The organism is Spirulina sp. CCY15215, from assembly GCF_016888125.1.
In the GTDB taxonomy this organism is placed as follows: Bacteria; Cyanobacteriota; Cyanobacteriia; order Cyanobacteriales; family Spirulinaceae; genus CCY15215.
This window is the reverse complement of sequence record NZ_JACSWA010000340.1, coordinates 1-11,511: the sequence shown is the minus strand read 5'-3', so window position 1 is coordinate 11,511 and position 11,511 is coordinate 1. Positions and strand designations below refer to the sequence as shown.

8 protein-coding genes and 1 tRNA gene are annotated in these 11,511 nt (G+C 43.9%); 5 read left to right on the top strand and 4 right to left on the bottom strand.

Features of this window, described 5'->3' with window-relative positions; translation table 11 throughout:
- Positions 1 to 92: 92 nt before the first annotated feature.
- Positions 93 to 1,193, top strand: a complete 1,101-nt coding sequence (gene cax, locus JUI58_RS07320) for a calcium/proton exchanger (RefSeq protein WP_204103105.1) — start codon at positions 93 to 95, stop codon at positions 1,191 to 1,193.
- A gap of 109 nt (positions 1,194 to 1,302) precedes the next feature.
- Here the strand turns inward: cax and JUI58_RS07315 are convergent, their stop codons facing one another.
- Positions 1,303 to 4,047: a CBS domain-containing protein gene (locus JUI58_RS07315; RefSeq protein ID WP_204103104.1), complete on the bottom strand. Its 2,745-nt coding sequence runs from the start codon at positions 4,045 to 4,047 to the stop codon at positions 1,303 to 1,305.
- Positions 4,048 to 4,243: 196 nt separating this feature from the next.
- Here JUI58_RS07315 and psbZ point away from each other — a divergent pair, with 196 nt between their 5' ends.
- From psbZ to JUI58_RS07295, 4 genes are all read left to right on the top strand, one after another.
- Complete coding sequence (gene psbZ / locus JUI58_RS07310; RefSeq protein WP_204103103.1) at positions 4,244 to 4,432, top strand: photosystem II reaction center protein PsbZ; 189 nt, start codon at positions 4,244 to 4,246, stop codon at positions 4,430 to 4,432.
- 102 nt (positions 4,433 to 4,534) lie between these two features.
- Positions 4,535 to 5,098, top strand: coding sequence for a 6,7-dimethyl-8-ribityllumazine synthase (gene ribH / locus JUI58_RS07305; RefSeq protein ID WP_204103102.1), 564 nt, complete (start codon positions 4,535 to 4,537; stop codon positions 5,096 to 5,098).
- A gap of 69 nt (positions 5,099 to 5,167) precedes the next feature.
- Positions 5,168 to 5,239: transfer RNA gene (locus JUI58_RS07300), tRNA-Gly, on the top strand.
- A gap of 129 nt (positions 5,240 to 5,368) precedes the next feature.
- Positions 5,369 to 6,811, top strand: a complete 1,443-nt coding sequence (locus tag JUI58_RS07295) for a DUF2079 domain-containing protein (protein ID WP_204103101.1) — start codon at positions 5,369 to 5,371, stop codon at positions 6,809 to 6,811.
- A 217-nt stretch (positions 6,812 to 7,028) separates the two neighbouring features.
- Here the strand turns inward: JUI58_RS07295 and JUI58_RS07290 are convergent, their stop codons facing one another.
- The 3 genes from JUI58_RS07290 to JUI58_RS07280 form a co-directional block, all read right to left on the bottom strand.
- Positions 7,029 to 7,928 (bottom strand): hypothetical protein, encoded by a 900-nt coding sequence (locus JUI58_RS07290; protein WP_204103100.1) that lies wholly within the window; start codon positions 7,926 to 7,928, stop codon positions 7,029 to 7,031.
- Between the two features lie 303 nt (positions 7,929 to 8,231).
- A complete protein-coding gene (locus JUI58_RS07285) occupies positions 8,232 to 9,608 on the bottom strand; it encodes a phospholipase D-like domain-containing protein (RefSeq protein ID WP_348539857.1) in 1,377 nt (458 codons plus the stop codon).
- A 296-nt stretch (positions 9,609 to 9,904) separates the two neighbouring features.
- Complete coding sequence (locus tag JUI58_RS07280) at positions 9,905 to 11,263, bottom strand: TIGR03985 family CRISPR-associated protein (RefSeq protein ID WP_204103098.1); 1,359 nt, start codon at positions 11,261 to 11,263, stop codon at positions 9,905 to 9,907.
- Between the last annotated feature and the right edge of the window lie 248 nt (positions 11,264 to 11,511).

Here is an 11,511-nt window from a genome sequence, read left to right as displayed (position 1 = left end):
TACAAAAGCACCCTAATTGAACAACTCCAAGGCGGTAGCGAAACTAATATAAAGCCGTCCTATAAGAACGGGGTTTCTACCCAATTTTTCTGATGAACAAAATTCTGTACAGTTTACTGATTTTTATCCCCATTTCCGTTGCTGCCCATTTCTTGGATTGGGGATCGGCAACTATCTTCATCACAGCAGGACTGGGAATCGTCCCCCTCGCGGCGATCATGGGAAACGCCACGGAAGAAATTACCGTTGTTGTCGGACCGAATTTAGGAGGATTATTAAATGCTACCTTTGGGAACGCGACAGAACTCATTATTGCCCTAGTTGCCCTCAATGGCGGTTTAATTGAGGTGGTTAAGGCGACGATTACGGGATCGATTATTAGTAACCTTCTCCTGGTTATGGGCTTTTCGATGCTTCTGGGAGGGTTGCGCTTTAAGGAACAGGATTTTCAACCTACTGCCGCCCGCATGAATGCTTCTGTTATGAACTTGGCGGTGATTTCTTTACTCGTTCCCACCGCCGTACAGTACACTTCTTCTGGCATTGAGGAATCCCTGTTGCAAACCCTTTCTCTTGCCGTGGCGATCGTTTTAATCTTGGTCTATGTTCTAACTTTGCTCTTTTCGATGAAAACCCACGCCTATCTTTACGATGTTAGCGTTGCGGATCTCGAATCAGATGAGGAAGGAGAAGGAGGAGAAACCCACGAAAAACCCAATATCTGGTTATGGATAGGGGTGTTACTCGTTGTTACTCTCTTTGTTGCCCTAGAATCGGAACTTCTTGTAGATTCTCTGGAGGAAGCAACTTCAGCGTTAGGTTTGACTGCACTCTTTACTGGGGTGATTCTCTTACCTATTATCGGTAATGCTGCCGAACACGCCACCGCAGTAACAGTAGCCATGAAAAACAAAATGGATTTATCGGTTTCTGTTGCGGTGGGATCGAGTTTGCAAATTGCCCTTTTTGTTGCTCCTGTATTGGTCATTGCTGGGTTATTTTTAGGGCAGCCGATGGATTTGAATTTTAATCCCTTTGAGTTAGTTGCGGTTATGATTGCCGTTTTGGTAGCCAATTCCGTCAGTTCTGACGGAAAATCTAATTGGTTAGAAGGCGGGTTGTTACTCGCAACCTATACTATTTTGGGATTTGCCTTTTTCTTCCATCCCGTTGTGGAAGGATTAGTCGGATAACAATAACAAAATCGGGGTGATGAGTCTATTACCCCGATCTAAGCATCATTTTACATTTTTGAGGATCGCAATTTGGGTGCATCTCAAAAATGTAAGTCTGTATCATTATCTAGACTAGCTCATAGTATTTGTGCAAAAAGGCTTCTGCATCGGCGCGATCGCCAACAATTCCATCTAGAGTTGCCGAGAAAAGATCGTCAATAATTTGCTTATATTGCGGTCCAGGTTTATAACCAAGTTGTTTGAGGTCGTTGCCATTGAGAGGGGAAACCATTTGTGACCAACAGGTTAAATAACGCCAAATTTTGCGACGGATGTTTCTCGGAGTTTGCACCACCAGCAATGCCAACATCGGTGTTTTATATTGGCGCAAAATTTTGAAGATCGCACTAGGAGTCTGATCGGATAAATCGGTTAGATCGGCAATAATTTGTTGTTTAACTGAGGTAAAACGGCTCAAACGTTGTAAACTATCAGCAGTTAATTGTAAATTTGCTGCAACTTGGGTGGCTACGGGAGAAGGTAAATGAGAAAGTAATATTTCCAAGCGCATTTGCCAGTGAAGGAGATGATTTTCTGGGTCAAAACGACCCAAAGCGCGATCGAGAAAACGAATTTGCCACCATAAAGCGCGATCTAATTTTAAGGTCGGATGTAAACAGCGTAAGGCTCCCAAGGAGGCAATTAATTTTAAAGCGGGATACCAATAGGGCGCTTGCAGAATATATTTAAGTTCGGTTTTTAAGCGGGTTGTGAGGGCGGGAACTTTGCGATCGCTATTGCGGCGATCGTATACTCCACTCTCTAGGGCATAGCGAATATAGTCTTCGGTTTGAGATTCAATGGTAAATCCTAACCGGACTGCAAAACGGACTGCGCGATAAATGCGGGTTGGATCTTCAATAAAACTATTCGCGTGAAGGACGCGAATTTGCCGCGATCGCAGGTCCTGCAAACCGCCAAAAAAGTCTAATAATTCTTGCGATCGCGGGTTAGTTAAGCGCAATGCAAGGGCATTAATTGTAAAATCCCGACGATACAAGTCTTGGCGCAGATCGCTGGCTTCAACTTCAGGATTAGCAGCCGGATAAGGGTAAAATTCAGTTCTAGCCGTAGCAATATCAATCGCCAGAGAGCCATATTCGGGGTCTTTATGCCAAAGCAGGGCAGCAGTCTGGAAGGCCCCGTGAACCTCCAAACGCGCAGCAGGATAGTGCTGTTGTAGAACCTTCCCCAAGGTAACACCCACCTCCGCTTCTGCTGTCTCATGAAACCCATCCACAACCAGATCGAGATCTTGAATTTGGTGATTTACTATTTCTGGTGGGTTATTGGTAATCGATAAATTTTCTTCTCTTCCCTCTTCCCTCTTCCCTGTTCCCTCTTCCCTTAAAAGAATATCTCGCACGGCACCACCCACCAGATAAAGATGCCATCCTCGTTTTTCTGCCTCCTTGACAGCTAAAGCCAACAGAGCGACAATTTGCGGAGATAAAAGGGAATAAAAATCAGGACATTGATAATTGATAACTGATAATTGATAATTGTTCGCAGATTGCCGCAAAACGTCCGTGCGCGTTACGATCCCCACTAAGCGATCGCCCTCAATAACAGGTAAGCGTCCCAGATCGTAAGTTATCATTAACGCCTCAATTTCTGGGAGAGGAGTTTTGGGAATGATTGTTTTCAGATTGCGACTCATATATCCTTTAACGGGGGCATGAGCAAAGCCGTGATGTAGAGCAATATCTAAGTCACGACGAGAAATAATTCCCACCAAGCGATCGCCTTCATCAACGACGCATAACCCCGAATGACCGTAACGCAACAAGATGCGTTGTGCTTCATCAATAGTAACTCTAGGACGAATAGTACGGACGGGAGAAGACATTAACTCTCGGGCGGTTAGAGGTTCAGGAATTTGCGCGATCGCCCCCTCAACCAACTCATTTAAGGCGATCGCCCCATCTCTATCCTTTAAACTTACCGAGGCTGCTTGGGGGTGTCCTCCTCCCTGAAAAGGGGCGAATAAACGCGCTAAATTGGTGCGAGGAATGCGCGATCGCCCGATAACCGTCACTCTTTCTCCTTCCTCATTATTGCGGCGAAAATACTGCCCCCCCACCAACAGAAGATCCGCCTCAGTTAAATCGATTAAACGTTCCGTTAAACTGGATAAACCTGGAATGAAGCGATCGGTTTTCAAGAGAACCCAAGCAACGCAATAACCGAAAACCCGTCGCGTTTCCAGTCTTTCAATAGCTTCCGAGAGTAACTTTTGCAGATCGCGAGATAATCCAGGTTCGAGATACTCTCGCAAAGCCTGCCCCATGACCCCCTGTTTCATTAACCATGCGAGGGCTAGGGCATCCCTAGGGGTCGTTTGTTCGCTGGTGAGGGAGGCCGTATCCAGATGAATCCCCAAAGCCATCACCGTCGCTTCTGGGGGCGTTAAGGCGATATCTGCCTGTTGCAGCCGTTCCACAATTAAAGTGGTAGTTGCCCCCACTGCTTCAATTTGCCTGTAAGTTGCGGGAATATCGCTTAAAGTATTGAGATGATGATCGTAAACCTCAACTGCCTTGAGATGAGGCAGATCAAGCCATTCCGCCGCCAAACCGAGGCGATCGCGTTTTTGGGTATCGACAACGCAAATCCCCCGAACTTGTTGCAGATTAACACTACGGCGTTCAATAGTAGCAAATTCATCCCGATATAAAGCCAAAAAATCCCTGACCCCAGGATGCGCCCCTCCCGTTAAAACCACCTTTGCCCCCGGTTTCAACCGCGTCAGCCCCACGGCTGCCCCTAAAGCGTCAAAATCCGCCGTCTGGTGACATAAAATAACATCCATGCTCTTTACCATATCCGCTTTACCTATATAGGTTAGAAGAAATTGATCCCTGGTTTCCGATCCTTCATCTTTTCCCGCTACCCTCTTCCAGAACGGGACAAGATTTGCTTCAATGAGAAAAGAATTAAAAAACATTAAGAAAAAACTCGATATTCAGAGTTTTTGCCATTTATTAACGTTTTGGGAGAATTAGCAGATGTTTATCCTGTTTGAACTAGCCTTAGCCGCTTTAGTGTTCCTGTCCTTGCTTTTGGTCATTGGCGTACCCGTTGCCTATGCCACTCCTCAGAACTGGGAACAGTCCAAGCAATTGATTTTTGTAGGATCTGGCGCTTGGACTATATTGGTTATCCTCGTCGGTGTCTTGAATTTTTTGGTTGTTTAACTTGGTTGTTCAATGATCGCGGTAATAGGTTACTTAGAGAAAGGCGATCGCTGACTCCCAATAACCTATTACCCACTCCCTATTCCCTAATCCCCATTATCGATGACAGTTTTTGAAGGCACATTTCATCAAGATCCTGCAACATTGCGCTTTGCTTTAATTATCGGTCGTTTCAATGACTTGGTAACAGAGAAACTCTTATCCGGGTGTCAAGACTGTTTAAAGCGTCACGGCATTGATGTCGATCCTCAAGGTACTCAGGTCGATTATTTTTGGGTACCGGGAAGTTTTGAACTGGCAATGGTAGCGCGGCGGGTTGCTTTATCCGGTCGCTATAATGCTGTAATCTGTTTGGGTGCCGTAATTCGTGGACATACTCCCCATTTTGACTATGTAGCAGCAGAAGCAGCTAAAGGTGTAGCCGCAGCGAGTTTCCAAACGGGAATCCCTGTTGTTTTTGGTGTACTGACGACGGATACCTTGCAACAAGCCCTCGAACGTGCTGGAATTAAGAGCAATTTGGGCTGGAATTATGCCCTAAATGCGATCGAAATGGCCAGTTTGATGCGAGAAATTCACCGCGAACTTCCTCCCCCAACTTACCCCTATCTCGATGGTCCGACTTCTGGTTCTCCCCCTTCTCTTCCCGTCTCTCCCTTGAAATGACCGAGAAAAAAATAGGGCTTGACAAATTATTGGTTTTGTGTAAGGATTATTAACAGATTTGGCAAAGATGCGGGTGTAGCTCAGGGGTAGAGCGTCACCTTGCCAAGGTGAATGTCGTGGGTTCGAATCCCATCACCCGCTTTTTAATTAGAATTTAATTAGAACCTTACAAAACCTAATTTTTAAGGTTTGCTTGTTATTTGTCTTTAATTCGTAGCGAAACTAATATAAAGCAGTCCTATAAGGACGGGGTTTCTACCCATTTTTTTGATGAAGAATGAACGATCGCCCATCACTCATTATCCATTATTAATGACTGTTGGTAGTGCTATTCTCTTTTTTCTGCTGGCGACGCTTCGACACGCTTTATTCAAATCGAATGCTTACGATCTGGGCTGGTATGACCAGTATATCTATTTAATTAGTCAAGGATTACCGCCTATTGTTTCTTTTCGAGGACAGCAAGCATTTCATTTATTGGGGGATCATGTTGCCATTATTTGCTATCCTCTCGCCCTACTGTACAAGATTTATGCAACAGTTCATTGGTTATTCGCCCTCCAAGCGATCGCCTTAGCTGGGAGTGGTTGGTTAGTCTGGTTGCTGTCCCGACAAAGTGGTTTAAAAGAAACCGATGCAACCATGATGGCGGCAGTTTATTTACTGTATCCTCTTATTTTTAATGTTAATATTTACGACTTTCACCCAGAAGTTTTAGCAATTCCGGGGATGTTGGGGGCAGTTTGGGCTGCAAGGGAGAGAAAATATATTTGGTTTTGCAGTGCGATCGCGCTAATTTTAAGCTGTAAAGCCGTTCTTTCCCTAACCGTGGCTGCTATGGGGTTTTGGTTGTTTTTCTTCGAGAAACGGCGTTGGTGCGGCGCGATCGCCTTATTATCGGGCAGTATGTGGTTTATCGGGACAACTCAATGGATCATTCCCCAGTTTCTCGGCATGGAACAAACTTCGATTTCCCGGTATGGTTATTTAGGGGATTCTGTTCTAGAAATTGCCTTAAACCTCTTTCTCAAACCCGATTTGGTTTGGGGGCATATTTTCTCCTTCGCGACACTGGAATATTTAGCTTTACTCTTTTTACCCGTTTTCTGGGGACTCTCAGCCCGTCATTTTGCCCCCTTTATTCCGGCACTCCCAGCCCTCTTGTTAAATATTCTCTCTCAGGAATACGCTCAACGCAATCTCGTCCGCCATTATTCCGTCCCGATCTTCCCTTTTATCATTTTGGCACTGATTGCCGCGCGATCGGCTAATTCAGCTTGGATTCGCGATCGCCGGGTAATTTTAGCTTGGAGTCTTTGCGGGTTTTTAGTTTTGGGTAAATATTATTTCTTTGGTAAAGTTTATTTAGATTCCCTCGATACATGGCAGGCAAACCGAGAGGCGATCGCCCTCATTCAACGTAGGGGTTTGGAGACCAAACCCAGGGATTTGGAGGGTTTGGAGACCAAACCCCTACTTGCACCATCTCAACTCATTCCCCATCTCAGCCATCGGGAAATAATCAGAATTCCCAGTCCTGAAACCCCATTAGACACCTTACAACAGTTTAAATATATTTTGCTCGATCGCCGTCATCCTGGTTTTGCCAGTTCTCTAGAAATTGTCGATCTGGCGATCGAAGCCGTAGAAAAAAATGTTTGCTTTGAGCGCATTTACCAACGAGATGAAGTGTTTCTCTACCAACGCTATTAATTAATTATACAGGATTAATTGTAGGGGTTTGGTCTCCAAATCCTCCGATTAATTGTAGGGGTTTGGTCTCCAAATCCTCCATTGTCCCTTCTTCTCTCACAATCTGAAGGAGAAATAAAGATAGAATAAAGTCCCAAAAAAATCAATTTGACTTTTCAATTTACCTTCTTTCCCCCTCAAAATTAATTGTGTTCATTGACCTTTTCCTATAAGAAATTTAGGCGTTTTTGCGACGGAACTTAGAACCACCCAAAACGAAGGCAGCTAAAGCCATTGTCATGCCTGGTTCGGGAATATCGACAGGAGGAGGAGGAGCATCATTATAACCCCCTTCTTCAGCAAAAATATAATTGCTATACTCTTCTAAATTCCCGCCCATGAGTTTATCGCTACCATCGTTAATATTAGTCCCATCAACGGCTTTAAAACGAGCAGCAGTCTTTAAATAACCATTTTCAACGAAACCATCGATAAACCATTGTTCCAACTCCGCAGCATTAACAAAATCCGTAGGAGCTAAATTGAAAGTGACTGTTTCAGATTGACCGGCATTTAAACCATCCCTCGGGCTACCACCAGACAATAAATTGTTAGTAGTAACAAGACCAATATCGAAGGAAATGTTATTCAAGCTAATATTTCCCCATCCGTCGCCATTTATAGCTGTTGAGGAAGAAGTCCCACCCGTCAGAGAAGTATCGTTATAGACTAATCGATCAAAAGCAGGACTACCGAGGCTATAACTGACGACGTTTAACTTGTCCGCTAAATTTCCATTTGCAAAATCAAAACCAACAGCTAGGAATTCTGACTCCGTGGCTCCATCCGTTAGGAGTCCTTCTGTCATATTGGCTTGTCCGGTGGTGTTGGTGAGGAACAATTCCATTTTAATCTTACCATCTGCCAAATCGGTAAAAGTAAAATCTACCGTAGCCGATGCTCCCGTAGCCGGGTCGTTAGTGCTGCCAAAATAGCCATTGTAACCGATGGTAAATGCTTCGGCGGGAAGACCTAAAGTTAAAGTTCCTAGTGTTGCGAAGGAAATGGCACCTAAGACTTTGCCTAAGAAATTGGTTGAAGTTCCCGTGGATGTTCTTCTGGTGTCGTTTAGTTTCATTTTTAGATGGTCTCCCGTTTCAAGTGAAATTTAGTGTAATTAGATGTTTAGATGTAGTTCCCCGATTTTGACTGGTGTTAGAGCCGCATTCAAGCCCACCCTATCTTCGTCTATACCCATTGTCCCCAATTTTTATGCGGTGTCTAGAGCAACCAGGCAATCTTTACTGAATCTTGATCCAATTCAGGGCAATTGTAAAGTTTCAATGTAATGTTTTGCGATCGCGATCGCATATTCAGTGTGTCTTGCTGTTTCCATATTACCCAGCTTTTTCTTTTTTGTGGAGAAAATGTGTTTCCGGCTCTATTTCTGACGACAATTCTGTTCTCGTTCGGCTATTTTTTTCTGTAGTTCAGAAGACACACCCAGAAAGGAGTTATTGTAAAGGCGATTGAATTCGCGATCGTAATGGGCAGCAACAATAGGATTTTCCACGATCAAGAGGGTTTCGTCATTATTATTATTGGCGGTTGCCGACCAATTATGAGAACCTGTAATAACCGTTGTGCGATCGATAACACCAACTTTGTGATGTAAAACATCTCCAGACGGTAAATTGGGAATGCCTACGGTTGAGATGGGATTTTGCCAAGGACGGTTTCCCGGTTCGTAACTGCATTTTTTCTGACTCATTGCGACTCCTAGCATATCCAAGCCTTCGCTATATTCTCGAAAGGCGAAACTCGGATCGATGAGGGCTTTCACTTCTACTCCTTGTTGGTGACGACTGCCGATCGCATTTACTATTTTTTGCTCGGAGAAGACAAATAAAGCTAAATTGATTTCCTGTGTTGCTTTATTTAAGGTTCTCGTAATTAAACCATTACTACTTTCTTGCCAGCTTTTAGATGCAGAAACGGGAGAAAATTGAACGGTAATTGTAGATTGGCCAATTTGCAGTTTTTGAGGCGATCGATAGGGCTTTTGTACACCGAATTTAGAATTGGGTTTTTTCCCGACTCCATCCCCCCACATCCAATTAAATTCTTCAATAAACAAATTTGCCAACATTGTGTCATTAATTTTCAGTATATTGTTGGCATTTCCCCGACTTTCTGCGGTTGTCAAATCGCCGTGCGTCCCACTTGTCGTCCAATTCGCAGATCCTGTCACTACGGTAAACCTGTCTACCACTATAAATTTATGGTGCATTAACCCCGATCCTTTGGAACCATCGGCAGTATCGTCAATGACGGGAATGCCGGCATTGCGAAGAATAATTAAAGCATCACCGCGATCGATTTCCGCTTGAGAGATAATTTTATTGCGATCGCGATCGACTAAGGCGATAAATTCTTCGTAACGGCTGCGCTCGCGATCGCTGAGTTGTTTGATTTCCCTTTCACTATACTCACTCCAAGAACGACTATAGCTATTTTCTAAAATAACTCGTACTTTTACCCCTGTTTTATGTTTTTCGGCAAGGGCGAGGGCAATATTTGGTAAGCGAAACTCCTGTACTGCTATATCTATTGTTGATTTAGCTGTATTAATGGCATCAATAATAACTTGTTCGAGATTGTCTCCCGGTCGCGTAATGTTACGATAAGGATCGGTATAGTCTGCCCCTTTTGCTTGATTTTGATTCATGTAGACTTGCACAAAGGTATCTTGAGGAAGAGGATCGGGGCGATCGCTTTGTTCTAAGCGACGTTGACAACTACTGAGGAATAGAAGCACAACTGAAAAAAGAAGGCAAAAACTTGAAGACAACCGCATGAAAAAAATCTGCTTGCTATTTTAAAGGATGATTTTTAGTATACTCCACAAATTATTTGAAATGCGCTGTCTTTCTCGCTCAAATCCGCTAGGGATTGAAATCCCTTCTTACTTGGTTGGATATGCTGAGGAAACCTCAGCATCCCCCAAGCGCTGTCTCATACAAAAAATCCATTGAAATCGATTAGGAATACCTCGGGGTATCACAAAGTTTAATTAAAAATAAAGCCCGATCGAACCGTTCTGTTAAGATAACTTTATTCATCGTCTGTGACCTGATAGAATTGCGCTTCTGCCTGCATTTCTGCAATTGTTTCCCGACGTAATTGCCAAGAGAGAAGTATTTCAATGTGAGGTCGCCACGATCGCAGGCGCAATCCCACATTTGTATCTCCCTGACGATACCAAACCTTGTAATAAGCATCATCGGGGCATCTTGCTTTGATGATCTGCAATAATTTTAGCCGATCGGTAGAAGTTGCATGGGTTTCAATTAGTTCGATCGCCTTGTTATGGGAGATCGCAGTAAAGGTTTTGTGTCGGAATGTCCCTTGAATGTAGCGATCGCTAAAGCTGCGATCGAAACGCAGTAACATGAGGGTTGCAGGCAAATAAAAATCAAAACCCCAGGCAAGATCGAGGCGATCGCGAATATAGTGAGGTTGAGGTAAAGTTCTCTTGCGCTGCTGTAAAATCCTTGGTAAAGTCACATCATTCCAAGTGAGACAACGAATCTCTTGAATTTTATCCAAACGATAATTATACCAATCTCCTTGCCCTGAAGGAGTCGTACCTAAACCACAGAGATAGATGGCTCTCTGCACGTAGTAAACGCAGGTGGGGTAGACTATGCAGGTTTTAGCGCCATATCTTGCACTGTGATAGTCTAAAGCGATGGGTTGTACCGGAGAATTCGACCAAATATCTCGCAATAGTTCCAGCCACCGTTCGACATTGATTTGTTGTTGAACAATAATGTAATCTACATCCAAGTAAAATCGCTGCACCCCTTGAATAGGCTGTGATAGACTCTGAGCAATGTTTTCTAGATTCGGATTGAGAAATCCCAACTCGTAGATATCCAATCCATCCTCAATTAATTTTGAATGATAGGCGATCGGTCGTCGAGGAAATTCTTGTACCCGATAATACTGGTTTTTCTGGTGTTTGAGCCATCCCAATGCCGTTAATGCCTTTAAGTCCTCTGCCAGCGATCGCCGCGTGACCGCAAATAGACGAGTTTGCAAACAGCGATCGATTTCCTTCTCAGTTAAAATACCTTGTTGCTGAATCCCTTGTCGCCATTCTCTCTCTAATAACCCTGTATCGGTTGCAAACAGCCAATCTTTAGCCGATCGCGCACAAGGACAGATTGGATCGTGCAAACTTGGGAGAATATCACTTTTAGGATGTCCAAGGCTGAAAAATGCGTCTCGCCAATCGCGATAAGTAAAGCGATCGGGAATATCGACTCGAATCGCCTCATCCCCATAAAGCGATCTTAACCAAGACCATAAGCGTATTCCTTTAAGTAAGTTTTGCTTTAAAGAACCTCGTGCCAACCACTGAAGTAACTCAACTTCGGGAAGATCCTCAAATAAGGGAAATGAATTCATCGTTTTAACCTTCCGATTCATCTCCTATCTTACTCTAAGAGAAGGTCAGTTTGGAAGCGGCCACTTCCAGCATGAGATATAGTATAGAACGTAACGCAATCAAACAACGTTTCACCCCAAACCCCAAATCTGGAGAGGCACAGTCTTAATCTCAAATCCGCATGAATACTATCATTAAAAATCTAGGGAGCGAGACGCTCCCACTACGATAATATTCAATAATTACAGTAGTGCGGGCATCTTGCCCG

Coding starts and splice junctions, on each gene's coding strand:
- cax (WP_204103105.1), top strand. CDS start 93: ATGAACAAAATTCTGTACAGTTTACTGATTTTTATCCCCATTTCCGTT.
- JUI58_RS07315 (WP_204103104.1), bottom strand. CDS start 4,047: ATGGATGTTATTTTATGTCACCAGACGGCGGATTTTGACGCTTTAGGG.
- psbZ (WP_204103103.1), top strand. CDS start 4,244: ATGTTTATCCTGTTTGAACTAGCCTTAGCCGCTTTAGTGTTCCTGTCC.
- ribH (WP_204103102.1), top strand. CDS start 4,535: ATGACAGTTTTTGAAGGCACATTTCATCAAGATCCTGCAACATTGCGC.
- JUI58_RS07295 (WP_204103101.1), top strand. CDS start 5,369: ATGAAGAATGAACGATCGCCCATCACTCATTATCCATTATTAATGACT.
- JUI58_RS07290 (WP_204103100.1), bottom strand. CDS start 7,928: ATGAAACTAAACGACACCAGAAGAACATCCACGGGAACTTCAACCAAT.
- JUI58_RS07280 (WP_204103098.1), bottom strand. CDS start 11,263: ATGAATTCATTTCCCTTATTTGAGGATCTTCCCGAAGTTGAGTTACTT.